The sequence below is a fragment of the Segetibacter aerophilus genome, assembly GCF_007991655.1.
Taxonomy (GTDB): Bacteria; Bacteroidota; Bacteroidia; order Chitinophagales; family Chitinophagaceae; genus Segetibacter; species Segetibacter aerophilus.
On the sequence record NZ_BJYT01000006.1, the window covers coordinates 189203 to 209598 of the forward strand.

At 39.2% G+C, this 20396-nt stretch carries 16 protein-coding genes; 10 read left to right on the forward strand and 6 right to left on the reverse strand.

Annotation, left to right across the window (positions count from 1 at the left end):
* Window positions 1–7 precede the first annotated feature (7 nt).
* Window positions 8–3421 (reverse strand): transcription-repair coupling factor, encoded by a 3414-nt coding sequence (gene mfd, locus SAE01_RS09630; protein WP_147203545.1) that lies wholly within the window; start codon window positions 3419–3421, stop codon window positions 8–10.
* Window positions 3422–3619: 198 nt separating this feature from the next.
* Between mfd and SAE01_RS09635 the strand changes: the two genes are divergently transcribed.
* Both SAE01_RS09635 and SAE01_RS09640 read left to right on the forward strand, forming a co-directional pair.
* A complete protein-coding gene (locus tag SAE01_RS09635) occupies window positions 3620–4348 on the forward strand; it encodes a ferredoxin--NADP reductase (RefSeq protein ID WP_147203546.1) in 729 nt (242 codons plus the stop codon).
* A gap of 20 nt (window positions 4349–4368) precedes the next feature.
* Window positions 4369–4791, forward strand: coding sequence for a hypothetical protein (locus SAE01_RS09640; protein ID WP_147203547.1), 423 nt, complete (start codon window positions 4369–4371; stop codon window positions 4789–4791).
* Between the two features lie 175 nt (window positions 4792–4966).
* Here the strand turns inward: SAE01_RS09640 and SAE01_RS09645 are convergent, their stop codons facing one another.
* The 4 genes from SAE01_RS09645 to dtd all read right to left on the reverse strand — a co-directional run bounded on the left by SAE01_RS09645 (window position 4967) and on the right by dtd (window position 7802).
* Window positions 4967–6430: a glycine--tRNA ligase gene (locus SAE01_RS09645; RefSeq protein WP_147203548.1), complete on the reverse strand. Its 1464-nt coding sequence runs from the start codon at window positions 6428–6430 to the stop codon at window positions 4967–4969.
* Between the two features lie 148 nt (window positions 6431–6578).
* The gene (locus tag SAE01_RS09650) at window positions 6579–6824 is read right to left on the reverse strand and encodes a hypothetical protein (protein WP_147203549.1); all 246 of its coding nucleotides are present in this window, start codon (window positions 6822–6824) and stop codon (window positions 6579–6581) included.
* Window positions 6825–6946: 122 nt separating this feature from the next.
* Entirely contained in the window at window positions 6947–7279 is a 333-nt protein-coding gene (locus SAE01_RS09655; protein ID WP_147203550.1) for a nucleotide pyrophosphohydrolase, read from the reverse strand.
* Between the two features lie 70 nt (window positions 7280–7349).
* A complete protein-coding gene (dtd, locus tag SAE01_RS09660; RefSeq protein WP_147203551.1) occupies window positions 7350–7802 on the reverse strand; it encodes a D-aminoacyl-tRNA deacylase in 453 nt (150 codons plus the stop codon).
* A gap of 30 nt (window positions 7803–7832) precedes the next feature.
* Between dtd and arfB the strand changes: the two genes are divergently transcribed.
* From arfB to SAE01_RS09680, 4 genes are all read left to right on the forward strand, one after another.
* Window positions 7833–8231, forward strand: coding sequence for an alternative ribosome rescue aminoacyl-tRNA hydrolase ArfB (gene arfB / locus SAE01_RS09665; protein WP_147203552.1), 399 nt, complete (start codon window positions 7833–7835; stop codon window positions 8229–8231).
* Window positions 8232–8293: 62 nt separating this feature from the next.
* Window positions 8294–9805, forward strand: a complete 1512-nt coding sequence (locus tag SAE01_RS09670) for a lipopolysaccharide biosynthesis protein (protein ID WP_246113196.1) — start codon at window positions 8294–8296, stop codon at window positions 9803–9805.
* Between the two features lie 181 nt (window positions 9806–9986).
* Entirely contained in the window at window positions 9987–13355 is a 3369-nt protein-coding gene (gene ileS, locus SAE01_RS09675) for an isoleucine--tRNA ligase (RefSeq protein ID WP_147203553.1), read from the forward strand.
* 2 nt (window positions 13356–13357) lie between these two features.
* Entirely contained in the window at window positions 13358–14275 is a 918-nt protein-coding gene (locus SAE01_RS09680) for a TraR/DksA C4-type zinc finger protein (protein WP_147203554.1), read from the forward strand.
* A gap of 256 nt (window positions 14276–14531) precedes the next feature.
* Here SAE01_RS09680 and SAE01_RS09685 read toward each other — a convergent pair whose 3' ends face one another.
* Window positions 14532–16361: an ABC transporter ATP-binding protein gene (locus tag SAE01_RS09685; RefSeq protein WP_147203555.1), complete on the reverse strand. Its 1830-nt coding sequence runs from the start codon at window positions 16359–16361 to the stop codon at window positions 14532–14534.
* A 65-nt stretch (window positions 16362–16426) separates the two neighbouring features.
* On the opposite strand from SAE01_RS09685, the gene rbfA reads away from it, so the two are divergent.
* The 4 genes from rbfA to frr all read left to right on the forward strand — a co-directional run bounded on the left by rbfA (window position 16427) and on the right by frr (window position 20211).
* Window positions 16427–16807 carry a 30S ribosome-binding factor RbfA gene (gene rbfA / locus SAE01_RS09690; protein WP_147203556.1) on the forward strand — a complete coding sequence of 127 codons (381 nt, stop codon included), beginning with the start codon at window positions 16427–16429 and terminating at the stop codon, window positions 16805–16807.
* A gap of 31 nt (window positions 16808–16838) precedes the next feature.
* On the forward strand, window positions 16839–18056 hold the full coding sequence (locus tag SAE01_RS09695) for an FtsX-like permease family protein (RefSeq protein ID WP_147203557.1): 1218 nt from the start codon (window positions 16839–16841) through the stop codon (window positions 18054–18056).
* Window positions 18057–18385: 329 nt separating this feature from the next.
* Window positions 18386–19525, forward strand: a complete 1140-nt coding sequence (locus SAE01_RS09700) for an MraY family glycosyltransferase (RefSeq protein ID WP_147203558.1) — start codon at window positions 18386–18388, stop codon at window positions 19523–19525.
* A gap of 122 nt (window positions 19526–19647) precedes the next feature.
* Window positions 19648–20211 carry a ribosome recycling factor gene (gene frr / locus SAE01_RS09705; protein ID WP_147203559.1) on the forward strand — a complete coding sequence of 188 codons (564 nt, stop codon included), beginning with the start codon at window positions 19648–19650 and terminating at the stop codon, window positions 20209–20211.
* Window positions 20212–20396 lie beyond the last annotated feature (185 nt).

Below are 20396 nucleotides of genomic sequence, written 5' to 3' on the forward strand. Positions count from 1 at the left end.
ACAAAAATTACACTTCTACAGCTTCTTCAGACTTTATCACCTCTTTATGCATACGCTTTAAGAAACGATGCATTTCTTCCATGTTCTTAACGGCGTCGACAACTAGTAAGAACATTTTACCTGCCTGCTTTAGTTTGGCTTTATTTGTACCTGTTTGTAGAAAAGCCAAAACATTTTTAAAAGTCTCTGACTCAAAGTAAGGGGAGTCGGGGCGATTAATGAAGTAACATCTTAGGGTATCGTCTTTTAAAGTCATTTTTTCGAAGCCTAGATCAACACCCATTCTACGACAACGAACGGTGGTAAACAAATCGTCAACAGGTTGAGGTATCGGACCAAACCGGTCTAACATTTCGGTTTTAAAATCTTCGAGTTCTTTGTCGGTTTCACAATTATCTAAACGCGTATATAAAGAGAGCCGTTCGGTAATGCTATCAACATAACGGTCAGGTATTAAGATTTCAAGATCAGTATCAATCGTACAATCTGAAACGAAATCGTCTTGTTTTTGAATTTCTTCTTTGAACAGTTCCTTAAACTTGCTCCGTTTTAGTTCGCTAATGGCTTCGTTTAAAATCTTCTGGTACATTTCGAAACCGATTTCCGCCATAAAACCAGTTTGTTCACCTCCCAGCATGTTTCCTGCACCTCGAATATCAAGGTCACGCATAGCGATTTGGAAACCGCTTCCCAACTCGCTGTGCTGCTCTAACGTTTGTAACCGTTTACGGCTATCATTTGGCAAAGTGCTCATAGGCGGAGCAAGCAAATAACAAAAAGCTTTTTTGTTTCCACGACCTACGCGACCACGTAACTGGTGCAAATCACTCAAACCAAAGTGATGGGCATTATTGATCATGATCGTATTTACGTTCGGAATATCAACGCCACTTTCTACGATGTTAGTACAAACCAGCACGTCATATTTCTTATCAATGAAATCTAAGATTCGCTCTTCAAGTTCATGACCTTCCAACTGCCCGTGAGCATAACCGATACTTAAATCAGGACAAAGCCCTTGTATTAAACCAGCCATTTCATGCAGACCATGAACCCGGTTATGAATGAAGAAAACCTGACCGCCTCTTTCGGTTTCATAATAGATAGAGTCACGAATAGCGTCTTCATTGAAGACAAGAACTTCTGTTTGAATAGGCTGACGATTGGGCGGTGGAGTGTTAATAATGCTAAGATCTCTAGCCCCCATCAGGCTAAACTGTAGTGTTCGGGGAATTGGAGTTGCCGTTAAGGTTAAGCAGTCGACGTTTGTTTTTAGAGTCTTCAATTTCTCCTTCGCACCTACGCCAAACTTTTGCTCTTCGTCAATTACCATTAATCCAAGATCCTTGAACTTTACTTCTTTGCCTAAAATAGAATGTGTGCCTATAATGATGTCAACCTTGCCTTCCTGTAATCTTTGTAGGGTTTCTTTTTTCTCTTTAGAAGATTTGAAGCGATTTACAAAATCGACAGTTACGGGAAAGTCCTTCAAGCGATCCTGGAAAGTTTTATAGTGTTGAAACGCAAGAATAGTTGTAGGAACAAGTATGGCTGCCTGCTTGCCATCAACCACAGCTTTAAATGCCGCACGAATAGCCACCTCGGTTTTACCAAAACCAACATCTCCGCACACTAGGCGATCCATTGGTGCCAGGCTTTCCATGTCTTTTTTTACATCTGCGGTGGCCTTGCTTTGATCAGGTGTGTCCTCATAAATAAATGAAGCTTCCAGTTCGGTCTGCATATAATTGTCAGGACTAAATTGAAAACCCTGTTGAGCTTTTCTTTCAGCATACAGTTGAATGAGGTCGAAAGCAATTTCCTTAACCTTGGTCTTGGTTTTTTCCTTGAGCTTTTGCCATGCATCGCTCCCGATTTTATTAACCTTCGGTATGCTGCCTTCCTTACCTGTGTACTTACTTATTTTATGGAGCGAGTTGATGTTTACATAGAGGATATCATTGTCTTTGTAAATGATCCTAACAGCTTCCTGCAATCGACCATTTACTTCAATTTTTTGTAAACCGCTATAAGTGCCAACGCCGTGATCAATGTGCGTTACATAATCTCCCGGCTGTAACTCGCGAAGTGTACGAAGCGTAAGGGCCTTATTCTTATTATAAGCCTGTTTTACCTTGTATTTGTGATATCGTTGAAATACCTGGTGATCGGTATAGCAAACCACTTTCAGGTCTTCGTCGATAAAACCACGATGTATATTATTTGCAAGCGGAGTAAAAGTTATCTCTGCTTTAAGGTCTTCGAAAATACTGTGAAGCCTTTCAAGTTGTTTCGGGTTGTCAGCAAAAATGAACAACTCAAAGCCCTTGCTTTCCCATTGCTTCAAATCTTTTATAAGCAGATCAAACTGCCTGTTAAAAGAAGGTTGCTCTTTTGTATTAAAGTCAATCTCTAACCCTTTAAAATAATTACCTCGGTCAAACTCTATAATATGCCTTGATGCAAGTTGACGCTCTATCACATCCGCTCTTACAAAATCTGCATGTTTTACATCTTTTAAGACTTTGCTGTCATCATCCTCTTCGACCTGCTGCTTTTTACCCTGGGTATCTTTTTGTAGCTGAAGAAAAAAATCAAGGTCTTCTTCCTGCGTTAGAATTCGCTCTTTAGCAAACTGCCAATCCTGGATCCAAACAACGGTGTTCTCAGGAAGAAATTCTAACAGCGAAACCTTGTCACCAGTGTCGAATTGAGTATCTACGTTTGGAATAATACTCACCTGCATCAGCTTCCTTTCACTCAACTGGGTTTCAGGATCGAAGATGCGAATGCTATCAACATCGTTCCCAAACAATTCAACACGATAAGGCTTTTCATTACCGAAGGAGTAAATGTCGAGAATGCCGCCGCGAAGCGCAAACTGCCCTGGCTCGTATACAAAATCTGTACGTTCAAAACCGTACATCACAAACAACTCCATCAACCCGTCAAGGTTGATTGTATCGTTTGTTTTAAGCTGAATAATATTGCCCGAAAGTGTTTTAGGAAGTACAACTTTTTCAAACAATGCTTCAGGATGTGTTATGATCAGTTTTTTATTTCCTCCATTTGAAAGTCGCATCAATGCCTCTGCACGAAGCATAACGTGGCTGCTATTGAGCAGTTTAAAATTCTTCCTGTTTTTAAATGAGGAGGGAAAATAAAAAAGGTCTAAAGCGTTGGTAAGACTTTCTAAAGTGTTGTGAAAGTAAGCAGCTTCTTCAGCATCATTTAAAATCACAAGGTGATTTAAGCCTTCTGTTGATGCATGGTTAAAAATCGCCGCAACAGTAAACTCAGGACTGCTGCCATGAAGATTTTTAAGATAAAGATGGTTAGGTTGGGACGAAGTAATCCTGTCCGCAATTTGAAAAAGGCGGGGGTTACTTTGAAATTTATCTGTTAAATGCTGCAGGTTCATTCGCTCTACGATACCTTAATAGTATAACGGTTGTTATTTATTAAGGTTCGCAAAGATAGACACTGGGGTTGAGAATTAGTCTACGAGTTATTGTTAAGATTGATCGACACCTAGCTACAACTTGTGACCATTCTTTGTCGGCTGAAATAGTGCTTCGAATGTTTATAGCAGCATATTTTGTATTTTGTAAAAAAAATTATGCTCGAGCCCTGGCGGACAGGAATTGTAGTTCAGATAAAAGAGGAAACCCCTTTAACCCGTCGTTTTTGGATACAAATTCCTGAAGTAGAGTCTTTCAATTTTATCCCCGGACAATTTGTAACGCTTGACCTGCCCATCCATGAAAAGAAGAATAAAAGATGGCGCAGCTATTCAATAGCTTCTTCTCCTGATGGAACCAATGTAATAGAACTGGTAATTGTATTTTTGGAAGGAGGGGCCGGAACTACTTACATATTCAACGAAGTAAAGGAAGGTTCTGAATTACTTTTAAGAGGTCCACAGGGCGTCTTTGTTTTACCTCAAACTATTGATCGAGATTTGTTTCTTATCTGCACCGGTACTGGCGTGGCACCGTACAGAAGTATGCTTCATAATATCAAACGAAATAAAATCCCGCATAAAAACGTTTATCTCATTTTTGGCACCCGCCTCTTTAAGGATTGTTTGTATTATGAAGAATTAAGGGAGCTACAAAACGACATTGAAGGATATGTTTATTTGCCAACCTTTTCCAGAGAAGCCGAAGAAAATAGTTCTATACGGAAGGGTTATGTACACTCAGTTTATGAAGAAATTGTTTCTAAGAATAAACCGAATGCCTACTTCTATTTGTGCGGATGGAAGAATATGATAGATGAAGCCAAAGAAAGAATACTTGCACTAGGTTACGATAAAAAAGATATTCATCTGGAGTTATACGGTTAGAACGAAATTATGAGGGTTTTATGAAAAGAGAAAAACTACAACAACTGGTGCACCTGGTAGCCGGCAGCATCACCATCGGTTATGGATTTGAGGCTTTCGAAAAAGCCAATTTCGAGTCTGCCTCGTACTACCTGGCGTTGGCTATTTTGTTTCTGATCGTTTCCGGTGCACATAAATGGATAGGAGAAAAATTTATAAGAGGTGATGTTGCTATTAATTTTTTGGAAGCAGTTACTATTATATATGCAGCATATAACTACAAAAATAGGGCACATGAAGTTTTCTATTACCTAATGACGATGGTTGGAGTGGGGTACCTGGGGTTAGCGATTGTAAACCTGTTTATATCAACAGAAACAAAAAGGGGTAGCTCGAAAAGAAAGAAAAAGAGGAGACGTTCTTCGCAGTTGTTTAGTGAACAGAAGTTGGCAGAAAGCCATTAAAAAAATTTTTAAGATTTATAACCAGGAGTGTTTGTGCGGGTAAAGATGGGCTACAGAAACTTCCATTTAAAGAAAACAGGATCAGAACCAACATTAATGCATAAGAAACAAAGGCTGTAATTAAAATAAAAAAACCAAAGCAATGGGCTTTGGTTTTTTTATTTTATAGACATTTTTATAAGAGGTTTTTTAGAACCATTTCCTTAACGTCTTTTAAAGAAATTCGTTCTTGCAGCATACTATCACGATGACGAACGGTAACCGTTTGATCCTCCTTCGTCTGGTGATCGATCGTTACACAGAAAGGCGTACCGATAGCATCTTGACGGCGGTATCTTTTACCGATAGCGTCTTTTTCCTCGTAAAAACATCGAAAGTGAGGCTTGCAATCATTCATTAATTCTCTTGCAATTTCAGGCAAACCATCTTTTTTAACCAATGGCAAAACAGCTAATTTAACAGGGGCAATTTTTGCAGGAATATGCATAACAACACGGTTGTCAGTACTGCCATCATCTTTGGTTAGCGTCTCTACCTCATAGCTTTCACTTAGTATAAGTAAAAACATTCTGTCTAGTCCGATGGATGTCTCAACTACGTAGGGAATGTAGTTGCCATAAGGCTTGCCGGTAGCAGGGTCAACATCATTATCAAAATACTGCATCTTCTTTTTACTGAATAATTGATGCTGAGTCAGATCAAAATCGCTGCGAGAGTGTATTCCCTCAACTTCTTTAAAACCAATTGGGAATTCGAATTCTATATCGCACGCTTCTTTTGCATAATGGGCAAGCTTCACGTGATCGTGATAACGATACTTGTCTGCAGAAATACCCAAACTTAAATGCCATTGTAATCTCGCTTCTTTCCAGTAGCGGTACCATTCACCTTCAGTGCCCGGACGAACGAAAAACTGCATTTCCATTTGTTCAAACTCGCGCATTCTAAAAATAAATTGCCGGGCAACAATTTCGTTTCTGAAAGCTTTACCCGTTTGAGCAATACCAAACGGTATTCTCATTCTTGAAGTTTTTTGAACATTAAGGAAATTGACAAAAATACCTTGTGCAGTTTCAGGGCGGAGATAAATGGTATCAGCGTCTTCGGCAACACTTCCAAGCTGGGTAGAAAACATGAGGTTGAATTGACGAATGTCTGTCCAATTGCCAGTTCCGCTGATAGAGCATACAATATTATTAGTTGCGATTAATTCTTTTAAACCTGCATAATCTTCAGCTGCAAGCAAACGATCCATCTCCGAAATCAAGGCTTCAGCTTCCTGGTTTTTGCCTTCATCTTCCAATTTATCTGCAAGTCCTTCTATCAAGTGATCGACCCTGTAGCGCTTATTGCTATCGCGGTTGTCAATCATGGGGTCGCTAAAATTATCGACGTGTCCACTTGCCTTCCAGGTAGTAGGGTGCATAAAAATGGCGGCATCAATACCTACAATGTTCTCATTTAACTGAGTCATCGATTTCCACCAATAGTCTCGAATATTTTTTTTGAGTTCACTACCGTACGGGCCGTAATCATACACGGCACTCAGTCCATCATAAATTTCGCTGCTAGGAAAAACAAAACCATATTCTTTAGCGTGAGAAATAATCTCTTGAAATTTATTTTCGTTTGTCGTCATAATGCGGCAAACCTACAGAAAATACAGTAAAATGCTTTTGAGAAAGTGTCGGAAATAAGCAGGGATCAGGCGGGTGCTGAAGAAGTGGCAGGTTGAATAATTGAAAGATCAGAGAGATCTTTAAGTTCGTTTTTACAGTACAATTTTATTAATTCATAAAAAGCCTGTCTTTAACAAAGGTGCCTTCGAGTTCTTTAATTCGCTTTTCCAACTTGTCGTTTCTTGCGTCTAGTTCAAGAATTCTTGAGTGACTTTTTACGATGTCACTTTGATAACCCCGTATTTTACTTTGCATCTGAGCCGCAAAATAGGCTTTGCAAATAAGCCCTACAGCGATACCGGCCACCACTGAACCTGCGTATTGCATTACAATATTTAATAAGGGGGAAAACATACTCTATTGTGTTTGTTTGTAATAATTCGTATTCTTCTTTAAAGATGTTGGCCGTGGATATTTGGTTGCACAATAAGTACCATTTTAAGCTTATTCCCTTTCTGAGACAATTATTACTCCTGCTAATTAAGTTTTTTATTATCCTGGTGACGCTTCAAATCCCGGGACGTCTTTTTCTCCATGTTTTTTTTAAGGGCAGCAGTTAAGTCTACCCCTGTCTGGTTTGCAAGACATATCAAAACCCATAACACATCTGCCATCTCATCCCCTAATTCGCGGTCTTTATCTGAATCCTTAAATGACTGCTCCCCGTATGTTCTAACCATTAACCGGCTTAACTCGCCCACTTCTTCCATCAGAATTCCAAGGTTGGTTAGTTCATTAAAGTAGCGAACACCGACTGTTTTTATCCAATCATCAACTTTCTGTTGCGCCTCTTTTAGGGTTATTTCCATTAATGTTTTTTTAAGATTTGTACTTCGGTTTCATCTCCAGGAAAGAAAAGCTTTCCCAATACTGGAATTCTTACTCTTTATTCTTGCTGTCTATCACAATCGTTACCGGCCCGTTATTCGACAACTCAACCAGCATATCAGCCCCAAAAATACCTGTGGAAATTTTCTTTCCTAAATCAGCTTCTAACTGCGCTATCACTTTTTCATACATAGGTATTGCAAATTCACTTTTAGCAGCTTTAATGTAGGATGGCCTGTTTCCTTTTTTTGTGCTTGCATGTAAAGTAAACTGACTGACCAGTAATATTTCTCCGTCTACTTCTTTCACGCTTTTGTTCATTACCCCATTTTCATCACCAAATATTCTCAGGTTCACTATTTTATTGCTAAGCCACGCAATGTCTTCGTCAGTGTCGGCATCCTCTACTCCAATCAATATTAGCAAGCCTTTGGTTATCTCGCCTGTTACTGTACTATCAACCTTAACCGAAGCTTTATTTACCCGTTGAATAACCACCCTCATACAAACCTTTTTACCAGTAATTTTATGTTTATGAAGGTAGATGTTTACAACGAAATCGTTTTTAGTACAGCAAGAAGTGGCGGTAAGGGAGGCCAGAATGTAAATAAAGTAGAGACAATGGTAGAAGGACGATGGAACATCGCTGAGTCTGTTCTTTTTACTTTGGAGCAAAAACATGCTCTTTTGGAAAAACTCAAAAACCGTATTACCTCTGAAGGATTCTTATTGGTAAAGTCTCAAACAGCAAGAACCCAGTTAGGAAACAGGGACGAAGTGGTGAAAAAGTTAAACATCCTAATAGAGCATGCCTTAGTTAAAAAGAAAGCGCGGATCGCTACAAAACCGTCAAAGGCAAGCAAGGAAAAAAGAATAGAGTCTAAAAAAATAACTTCGGAGGTTAAAAGCAACCGAAGGAAGATTCGTTTCTAGGAATGAATAATAAATGAGGCATGTTACCAGACATGTTATTTTTGTTTAAATAATAGAATCAATTGAGTGGATTAAAAAAATTGGCGGGTCAGACGATGTGGTACGGAGTGAGTTCTATTGCTGCCCGCTTTATGAGTTACCTGCTAACCCCTTATTTAACGCGAACTTCTGTCTTAAAAATAGCAGACTACGGAAAGATGAGTCTCGTGTTTGCAGCTATCCCACTGCTGAACGTACTTTTTACATACGGCTTTGAAACTGCCTACTTCCGTTTTTCGCAGCGCAAAGAATATGAGAACAGCATTTATAGCACAGCAAGCATTTCTCTTTTTCTTACTACCATTCTTTTTTCTGCCTTTTTGTGGATTTTCAGAAACTCCCTTGCAAGCTTTGCGGGTGTGGCTGATGACCCGCAGCTGATTGACTTAACTATTATCATAATTGCCTTAGACGCACTAGCCGCAATTCCGTTCGCTAAACTGCGGCAGGAGGGACGACCTATTCAATATGCCGTTATTCGCATTTGCAGTATTGTCTTAAATATTCTTGCTACCGTTTTCTTTCTCTCTTATTGCCCCAAAATTCTTGAAGACAATCCTAACAGTTGGGTCGGTCTGCTTTATCGTACCGATGTTAACCGCGTTACTTATGTTATTCTCGCAAACGTCATGTCTTCAGGTCTCACCTTGCTTTTGTTGTCAGGTCAAATTGGTTCTATAAAACTTCATTTCAATGCGAAGCTTTGGAAGGAAATGATGCTGTATGCGCTGCCGCTCATAATTGTGGGCATGGGTGGAATGATCAATGAAACCTTTGACAGGCTAATGCTCAATTGGTGGGTTCCGGGAAGTCCTACTTTTAAGCAGGAGCAGGTTGCGATTTACAGCGCCTGCTATAAATTATCGCTCCTGATAAGCCTGTTTATCCAGGCTTTCCGAATGGGTGCGGAGCCGTTTTTCTTTAAACAAGCCGAAGGGTTGAACCCTCAGAAAACCTATGCCAGGGTAATGAAGTTTTTCGTAATTACCGTGACCACCATGTTTCTCGTAGTAAGTCTATACATTCCTGTCATCAGCTATTTTTTTATAGGAAACAAAACCTACTGGGCCGGTTTGGGAGTTGTGCCTATTTTACTGCTTGCAAACATCTTCCTAGGTATTTACTATAACCTAAGTATCTGGTATAAACTAAGCAATAAAACGCACGCCGGTGCAGTTATTACCTTAACCGGGGCGGCTATCACAATTCTAATCAACAGGCTTTTTATCCCATCATTTGGTTACATGGCTTGTGCTTGGGCCACCTTTTTCTGCTATGGAAGCATGATGGTGATGAGCTATCTGTGGGGGCAAAAAGAGTATCGGATTCCCTACGCATCTAAAAAGCTGGTTGCCTATGTCGTAATAGTAGTAACGCTGTTTTTCATCCATAAAGGCTTGATTGCCTTATTGCCTTACACCGTATTCAGTCTTATAGTAGCTTCCACCTTACTATTCATTTATGTCTGGTTCATACTGTTGGTTGAAAGAAAGGAATTTCAAAAAATGCCGGTAATAGGTAAATACCTGAAATAACTTTTTTCAACGGGCTACCGTACTCCTATTAAACATTGTTGCGACGCTCCGTTTGTCTCTTGTAATGCTGTCTGGCCGTGGGCATTTTACAACTTATTAAGCTTTTAGTTCAACTGAAGGGCGGTGTACTTTCCTTACCTTTGCGCACCTTTTTATTATCATTTGAGCAGTTTCTATAACTATGAGCGTTAAATACAGAGAATTTTCAGGTTTAAACCTTCCTACCATTGAAAAAGAAATTTTACAAAAGTGGGAAGAAAGCAATGCTTTCGAAAAGAGCATTGACTTGCGAGAAGGAGCGGAACCTTTTGTTTTTTACGAGGGACCTCCAAGTGCCAATGGTTTGCCCGGAATTCACCACGTTATTTCACGTACGTTGAAAGACTTGGTTTGTCGCTATAAAACAATGCAGGGCTTCCAGGTAAAACGCAAAGGGGGTTGGGATACTCATGGTCTGCCGGTAGAATTGGGTGTTGAAAAGGAATTAGGCATTACAAAAGAAGATATCGGTAAAAAAATAAGCGTTGAAGACTACAACCAAAAATGTCGCGAAGCCGTACTTCGCTACAAAGACAAATGGGACGAGATAACCAAAAAAATGGGTTATTGGGTCGATTTGAACGACCCCTACATCACTTTCGAAAACAACTACATTGAGACTCTTTGGTGGATGCTAAAGAGGTTATACGACAAAGGTTTGCTGTACGAAAGCGTCAGCATTCAACCTTATAGCCCCGGAGCCGGTACCGGTTTAAGTTCCCACGAGTTGAACCAACCCGGAACCTACAAAAATGTAAAGGATACATCGGTAGTTGCGATGTTTAAGGCAGTAGAAAACGAAAAAAGCAAATTCCTGTTTGACACTGTTGGTGATCAACAGTCAGCAGAAGTTTTCTTCCTCGCATGGACGACAACACCCTGGACACTTCCTTCAAACCTCGGCCTCACTGCCGGACCAAACATTGACTATGTTTTGGTCAAAACTTTCAGTCCCTACACCCACCTTCCGGTTAATGTAATTCTTGCAAAAGCACTGCTAGGTAAATATTTTAAGCCCGAAGGAGAAAACGCAGGATTTGAAAACTATAGCGAAGGCGACAAATTACTTCCGTGGCAGATATTGGCAGAGTTCAAAGGATCGGATTTAGAGGGAATAGAATATGAGCAGTTACTGCCGTATGAAGCAAATAGCCTCAAAAACATTCAAAGTATAGGCGATGATGAAGCGATAAAACCTTTCCGGGTAATTTTAGGAGATTTCGTTACTACTGAAGATGGTACTGGTATCGTGCATACCTCTCCCGCCTTTGGTGCGGATGATTATAAGGTTGGTAAAAAATACAACATTGGAATTCTCACAATGGTTGATCGCCAGGGAAAATTCGTGGATGGATTAGGTGAGTTTAGCAATCGCTTTGTAAAAAATTACAAAGACGATAAATCCTACGAAGATGTGAATGTCGATATCTGTGTGAAGCTAAAGAAAGAGAACAGGGCTTTTAAAGTTGAGAAATACGAACACACCTATCCCCATTGCTGGCGAACTGACAAGCCAATACTTTACTATCCGCTAGATGCATGGTTTATAAAGACAACTGCGCTAAAAGACAGGATGGTTGAATTGAATAAAACAATCAACTGGAAGCCGAAGTCCACCGGCGAAGGCCGTTTTGGCAACTGGCTGGAAAATATGGTGGATTGGAACCTGAGTCGGAGTCGCTTTTGGGGCACTCCTTTACCAGTCTGGAAAACTGAAGATGGAAGCGAACAAATTTGCATTGGAAGTATTGAAGAATTAAACTCAGGCATCCGCAAGGCCAACGAAGTTTTAGGTGGAAATGTAAACGAGAATTATTTGCATGAAGGGATTCTTGACCTGCATAAACCATACGTTGATGAAATCGTTTTGGTTAGTCCTACGGGCAAGCCAATGAAACGTGTACCTGATCTTGTAGACGTGTGGTTTGACAGTGGTGCTATGCCATACGCGCAATGGCACTACCCGTTTGAAAACAAGGATTTGGTGGATGGTAAAAAAACCTTTCCTGCAGACTTTATCTGCGAAGGAGTAGACCAAACTCGTGGCTGGTTTTATACCCTTCATGCTTTAGGTGTTTTGCTATTTGATAATGTTGCTTACAAAACCGTGGTTTCTAACGGACTTGTTCTTGACAAGAATGGCAATAAAATGAGTAAGCGGCTTGGTAATGTTGTTGACCCATTTCAAACAATCGATAAGTTTGGAGCTGATGCTACCCGTTGGTACTTAATTACGAATGCCAGTCCGTGGGACAATTTGAAATTTGACATTGGCGGAATACAGGAAGTTCAAAGAAAGTTTTTTGGCACCTTATATAACACTTACCAGTTCTTTTCACTATACAGTAACCTTGACGGATTTGCTTTTAAAGAAGTATATATACCACTTGAACAACGTTCCGAGATTGATCGTTGGATCTTGTCTTCTTTAAATACCTTAGTGAAGACTGTTACCGAAAGCATGGACGACTATGAGCCAACCCAAGCCGGTAGAGCTGTGGAAGAATTCGTAGACGAACACCTCAGTAACTGGTATGTCCGTTTGTGCCGTCGCCGCTTTTGGAAAGGCGAATATGAGCAGGACAAAATTGCTGCTTACCAGACTTTATATGAGTGTTTAGAAACGGTAGTTAGATTAATCGCACCCATTTCACCGTTTTTTAGCGATGCTGTTTTTCAAAACCTCAACGCAGTAACAAACCGTTTTAAGGTGGAAAGCGTTCACCATGCTAACTTCCCCAAGTCCAATGCCGATGCAATTGATATCGCCCTGGAAGAACGAATGCAATTGGCCCAGGACGCTTCATCTTTAATTTTAAGTATTCGCAAGAAAGTGAATATTAAGGTTCGGCAGCCCCTTCAAAAAGTACTGATACCAGTTTTAAATTCTACTATGAAAGAACAACTTTCTAAAGTGGAAGATTTGATAAAAAGTGAAGTGAATGTAAAAGAAATAGAGTACCTGACAGCTACTGAAGGTTTTATAAACAAAAGAATAAAACCAAATTTTATAGCTCTTGGTAAAAGGCTTGGATCGAAAATGAAAACAGTTTCCGCTGAGATCGGAAAGCTAAGCCAGCAGGACATTTCACGGTTCGAAAAGGAGGAAAAATTTATTTTGGAGGTTGATGGCGAACCTCTTATCTTGCGATTGGCTGATGTAGAGATTTCTGCTGAAGACATTCCGGGATGGAGTGTAGCAAGCAAAGGTACCCTCACTGTAGCGCTTGACATAACGATTTCGAACGAATTAAGAAAAGAAGGTGAAGCCCGGGAATTTGTCAACCGTATCCAAAATCTAAGAAAAGACAGCGGTTTCGAAGTTACTGACCGAATTAACATTAATATAGTTGAAAACGAAAGGTTAGTACATTCTATAAATGATTATAAAAACTATATTTGCGCCGAAATTTTAGCAGATTCAATTGATTTTGTTCCTGAAATAAGTGATGGAACTCAAATCGAGGTCAACGATATATTATTAAAAGTCAGTGTAATTAAAAAAGCTTAGCCATGGCTGCACAAAAACCAGTTAAAGAAGTAAAAAAAGCTTCTAAAGCATCTGCATCTGCTTCTTCAAAGAAAGCGCCGCAAAAAATAGCGCCTAAACCTGCAAAGGGAGCGACTTCAAAAGGTGTGACTGTCGCAGCCACTAAGACACCAGTCAAAAAAGGAACAACTGATCAAACAAAAACAGCAAAAGCGCCGTTAAAGAAAACTGCAAAAATTGCGAAACCGTCATCTCTTCCTTCTATTGTGAAAAACGTAGTAAAGGCAGTTGAAAAAAAATTAAAAGAACCAGTGAAAAAAACACCAGAAGTAGATAAAAAAGAAACGAAACCAGTTTCATCAAAAAAAGAGTTAACCGCTGAGAAGAAACCTAAGGCAGACGTTTCAGTACAGAAGGAAGCTAAGCCGGTTAAACAGGCAAAATCTGAAAGCGAAAAGCCTCCTAAACCTGTGGTCATCCCTAAAACTTCTACCGATAAGAAAGTGGACTATGAGCCCGACTTTTTGAAAAGTGTTTTGGATGCGCCTGCTACTGTTCCTCAAGGTCCTACCATGCGCTACAGTGACTCTGAATTGCAGGAGTTTAGAGAATTAATTGGCAAGAAACTGGATGCTGCAAAAAAAGAATTGGCATACCTCCAAGGCCTTATTACACGCCGGGATGAAATGGGTGGCGACGAGACCGACAACCGATATATGACAATGGAAGACGGCGGTATGAGTATGGAAAGAGAGCAGCTTAGTCAAATGGCGAGCCGCCAGATCACTTTTATTGATCATTTGGAAAAAGCTATCATGAGGATCGAGAACAAGACTTACGGTATTTGTCGTGTTACAGGTAAGTTGATTGATAAAGCTCGTCTTCGTGCCGTTCCTCATGCTACCTTGAGCATGGAGGCTAAATTAGGAATAACAAAATAAGTCATTGAAATATAAGTATTTACAAGAGGGAAGCACTGCTTCCCTCTTTCTTTTTTGGTAGATTTTCAGTTCTGTTTGTAAAACAACTTCAAATACCTGTTTTCTATTTTGTTCCGTTTGAGGGTGCAGGAAGGAATAGAGCTTTTTGAGCAAATTTTCTAATTCTGCATAAAAGGCTAATAGCTGAACGGAGCGTCGCAACGATGTTAAGTAATGGACGAATGTTAGGTATAAAGAAAAAACAAAAAGGATAACGTTACTTAACCTCCTGCATATCTACCAGCCTTTTATAGATCCCCCCTTTTAACAGAAGTTCGTCGTGAGTGCCGCGCTCAGCTATTTCACCTTTCTGCATTACAGCTATTTCATCTGCATGCCTAATGGTACTTAGGCGATGAGCAATTACAATGGAGGTCCTATTTTGCATCATATTATTGATAGCATCTTGTACCAGTCTTTCGCTCTCAGTGTCGAGGGCCGAAGTTGCTTCATCTAATATCAATATTGGAGGGTTTTTTAATATTGCACGGGCAATGGTAAGACGTTGTCTTTCCCCCCCGCTTAATTTACCTCCCCGATCGCCAATATTAGTCTCGTATCCCGCTTCTTTTTGCGAAATATAATTATGTGCATTAGCAATTTTTGCCGCCGTTTCCACTTCATTCGCTGGAGCACTTTCAACGCCTAAGGCAATATTATTTGCAATGGTATCATTAAATAAAATGGGTTCCTGCGTTACAATACCCATTTGCTTTCTGACAGAAAACAATGAATAATCCTTTATATTAACTCCATCAATCAAGAGCTCGCCTTCCGTAACGTCATGAAAACGGGGGATCAAATCTGCTAGAGTACTTTTCCCGGCGCCGGACGAACCTACCAGTGCTAACGTTTTTCCTTTTTCAACTTTCAGATTAATATTTTTAAGAATCACCTTATCGTCATACGAAAAGCTAACATTCTTAAACTCAATAGAATTTGCGAAGGTGGTAAGCTGTAAGCCACTTATATTTTCATCTACTTTAACCGGGGCATTGAGTATTTCTTCTATCCTGGTTATAGCAGCAGTTCCTTTCTGCATATTGTAAAACGAAGAAGAAAGCGCTTTAGCGGGATTGATGATTTGAGTAAAAATTCCTACGTACATAATGAAACCTTCGGCTTCTAAACCTGCTGTGCCTGCCAGCACAAGCTTACCTCCGAACCAAAGAATTCCACAAAGAACCATTACGCCCAAAAGCTCGCTGAGTGGTGATGCTAAATCACGGCGGTACTGCATCTTGTTTCTTAAATGAAAAAGCCTGTTATTGGTATTATTGAATTTACCTTGTAAGATTCTTTCGGCATTAAAAGCTTTAATCACGCGTAAGCCGCCAAGCGTTTCGTCTAATACAGAAAGCGCTTCCCCCAGCATAATTGCTGCAGAGTTTGACTGTTTCTTCAGCGAACGGCTTACACGCCCGATAATAATTCCCGTTAATGGGAGAAAGATTAATAGAAATAACGAGAGGGTTGGGCTGATATAGATAAGGGTTGCCAGAATAATGATGATATTCAACGGATCCTTTATAAATCCTTCCAGCGTTCCTACAACAGAACCTTCCAGTTCACCTATATCGTTCGTCATCCTGCTCATAACATCCCCTTTTCTTTGTTCTGTAAAATACCCAATTGGTAATTGAAGTAGTTTATCATAAAGTTCTGCTCTTAGCCTGGTCATCACCGAATTTTTTATTGGGGCAAGCACGTAGAAAGACAAATAAAGAAATAGATTTTTTAAAAGAACGGAAACGATAACAGTAATGCATATCAGTGCCAATGCAAGCACAGGCCCATTTACTCCATTTGTAACAATCAGGTGACTAATTTGATAATTGATATAAGCAATAAGATCGCGAGATCCATGAATACCTTCGGGCTTAGAGAGAACAAGCTTTTCCTGAGAGAAAATCAATCTTAGAAAAAAAGGTAATGTACCCAAAGAGACAAGCGAAAAAACAATAGAGAAAATGGTAAAAAGAAAGTAAAGAACAATGTTGCCTTTGTAAAAACGCAGGTATTTAAAAAGCCTGGAGTATTTTTTCATTAGTGTTTTAAATCGATCAAATCGCTACAAAGTAACTAATTTTACCTCCATTAAAAATGTGAATAATGCAAGAAGGGAAACGACAAAAACAAATAGCAGCCGTTATTCAACAGGAAATGAACGACATTTTTGTACGGCTGGGTTTAAATATGATAGATGGGGGCATGGTATCCATATCATCCATTAAGGTGACGCCTGATTTGCTTGAAGCAAGAATTTACCTCAGCTTATTTAAAGTAGCGGATTCAAAAGCTACAATGAAAAAGATACAGGCGCAGGCATGGGAAATAAAAAAAGAGTTGAGTGAGCGTGTAAAGCATCAATTAAGACGCATCCCGGTACTGCACTTCTACCTCGATGATACGTTAGATTATGTATTCAAGATGGAAGATATTTTTAAGCAGATTAATTCAGGTGAAAACACAAAAACTAGTACGGAAGAGTAACCGAAATAAGGCTGGAGAAAGCATACTTTAAATGACGATATTATTTGCGTGGAGATATTTTGTCGGAAAAAAAACTACCAATGCTATAAATCTTATTGCATGGATCAGCATCCTTGCCATTGCAGTCGGCGCCGCTGCATTAATTCTGGTGCTAAGTGTGTTTAACGGGTTCGAGGATTTGGTTAAAGGCTTGTACGCAGATTTTTATACCGATGTACGAATAGCGCCCGCGAAGGGAAAATTTATAACGCTTACACCAAAGCAACTACAGCAAATAAAAGGAACTTCTGGCGTAAAGCAGCTTTGCACAATTGTGGAAGAAAAAGCTGTTTTAGTCAATAACGAGTATCAAAGCATAATATATCTTAAAGGTGTTGACTCAAATTATACGACTGTAAGTGGTTTGGCCCACCATATAAAAAATGGAAGATATAGTATCGGGCAAGCCGACAAACCAGAACTGATTTTGGGTGGTGGCATTGAAAACGCAGTAGGGTCAGTGGCCGGAATGAATTTAAATCAATTAACTGTCTACTTGCCAAATGTAAAAGCTACCAACTTTTCGGGTTTGGACGCCCTCAATTCCTACAATGTCGACGTTAGCGGAAGTTTTAATTTGCAACAAGACTTCGATAACAAATATGCAATAACCAATATTGGATTTGTAAAGTTCATGCTCGATTTAAACGAGGATCAATATAGTGCGGTGGAGGTTGCGTTAAACAGTACCGAACAAAGCGAGCAATTAAAAAGTACGCTACAAAATTTATTAGGCAAAGATTTTAGGGTAGAAACGAGATACCAGCAAAATCAAAGTCTCTATACTGTCATGCAAGTGGAGAAGTGGGTGATTTATGCTATTTTATCGCTGATACTTGTAGTGGCAGCTTTCAATATGATTGGCGCTCTTACTATGTTAGTGTTGGAAAAGCAAAAAGACATTGCCGTTTTAAAATCTATGGGAGCAGACGAAAGTTATATCCAACGAATATTCTTAAATGAAGGTTTTGTACTATCAGTCGTTGGAGGAGGTTCGGGTATTTTTATAGCTATAATTATATGTGCACTTCAGATAAAGTATAAACTGGTGAAATTATCCGGGAGCAGTTTCATTATCGACTATTATCCTGTAAAGATGGTTCCTACTGATTTTTTAATGGTTATATCAACGGTTATGTTTATCTCACTACTAGCTGCATGGATACCTTCAAAAAAAGCAAGTAAGCAGCAGTTTTCTTTAAAAAGCTGATATTCAATAACTTAAGTCCAGAAGGTTAGTTATTACGTTTCTTATTAAAAATTTGTGCTTCCTAAAATTTCTCTTAGTCAAGTTGTAATATTTATAACAAAAATTCGTTCAACAAGACTGATGTTCTCTTTCAAATTCGATTTGAAATTTCGTCGCAATATAAAGCAGCTTAAAACCTAAAAGAATGTCTTAAAAACTAAAGGTTAGAAGTATTGGTTAAGAACTTTTTAATGCTCAAATAATAACAAAAATTTTACTATGAGCATTAAATACATTTAATTTGCTACCCGGTTATCAGGGTAGCACTGTAATTTAAAATGGCTAATTGAATGCAACAAGTTATACTGGGATCAATAATAGCTTTTATAATAACCTTACTCATAATACCCGTAATCATTGTTATTGCAAAAAAGAAAAAGCTTTACGATGAACCTGACGATAAAAGAAAATTTCACAAGCAGCCAATACCTTCCTTAGGTGGTTTGGGGATGTTTGTTGGCTTCATTCTTAGCATACTTCTTACGTTGAATTTCGCCGTTGATGCACCCGAGTTTCAGTTTTACATTGCGGCCTTCCTGCTTATCTTCTTCCTGGGAATTAAAGATGATATTATGGTACTTTCTGCTACCAAAAAATTTGCAGGTCAACTGCTGGTGGCAGGAATTCTAATATATAAGTCGAATCTTGTTATTTCAGACATGAACGGTCTGTTTGGTGTTTATGCCATGAATCCTTTCTGCAGTTACACGCTTACAATTTTTGCCATAGTTGTTATTATCAATGCCTTCAATTTAATTGACGGGGTCGATGGCCTTGCCGGAGCATTAGGATTAATCTCTTCGCTTGTTTTTGCCATATTTTTCCTCGTTAATCAAAATATACCATATGCTGTTTTAGGCTTCAGCTTCGCTGGATGTCTTCTTGCTTTTTTATACTATAATTTTCATCCTGCCCGAATTTTCATGGGCGATACGGGATCTCTACTAATTGGATTGGTAAACAGTATCCTGGTAATTAAATTTATCCAGGAAGGAAGTACTTACACTTCTTACCCTGTTACTGCTGCTCCTGCAGTAGGTTTCGGTATTCTTTTGTTACCCCTAATGGATACTCTACGAGTATTTACTATAAGAGTTATGCAAGGCCGCTCTCCTTTCAGCCCCGATCGAAACCATATACATCACCTGTTTTTAAGCAGAGGATTTAACCACAAAAGTGTTACGCTCATTTGTGCCCTTACTACAATTTTAGTGTCTGTCGCTTCTTTTACCTTCCAGGGTATTGGAACAGGTGTTTTAATAGGGGCCTTGATGGCTACCTTTTTAATCATGGTGTATGTACTTACCTACAAGAAGTCGAAATATAAGTTAAGGGCTATTAAAGGTGACGTAAAGTCGCTTCTAAATGAAGAAAATGTACGTCTCGTACCGTTGTTCGACAAAAAAGCAGCAGTTGTAGAAGAAGATTAAACTGCAGCGAAACTCTGTCTAGGTTTAAAAGTTTTTCCCCCTATTTTTTATAAACCGAAAAGTAAACAGTAGCCTCGCTGGTATTACCGTAATCCTTAGTTTTGCGTTAGAAAATTCGTACAATGTCAGAAGAATTGGAGTTTATAATAGAAGATGCGGAAGATTCAATGAAGAAAGCAATAGGTTTTCTTGAAGTAGAACTTGGCAAGATCAGGGCAGGGAAAGCGAATCCCCAAATGTTGGATGGTATATTGGTTGATTACTATGGCTCACCTACCCCAATCAACCAGGTTGCTAATATCAACATTATGGATGCTCGCACAATTAGCATTCAGCCTTGGGAAAAAAAGACCCTTCAAACAATTGAACGTGCAATTATAGCTGCTAACATCGGTTTAAATCCACAAAATGATGGCGTTAATATTCGCCTTTTTTTACCTCCTCTAACTGAAGAAAGAAGAAAGGAACTGGTAAAAAAATCTGCTGCGGAGGCTGAACAGTCAAAGGTGGCTATCAGAAATATCAGGCGCGAGGCAATTGAAGAAATAAAGAGACTCCAAAAAGAAGGATTAAGTGAGGACATTGCAAAAGACTCTGAAAAAGAAGTGCAGGACATAACTGACAAATATATTTCCCTGGTCGAAAAACATCTTGCCGCTAAGGAAAGAGATGTAATGGCTATTTAATCCACAAGTAATCTCCCAATTGAAAATCCCAGTGCTTTCCCACTGGATTTTTGTTTTAATCTATTACCAGCTTAAAGTAATAAGATGGCTAAAGCAAATTTTCTTTTGAATAACTAATCCACATGTGGATTTCGTGTTTATTCTTCTGAATCATTCCCTCCACTCTTAACAATACATTTGTTGTT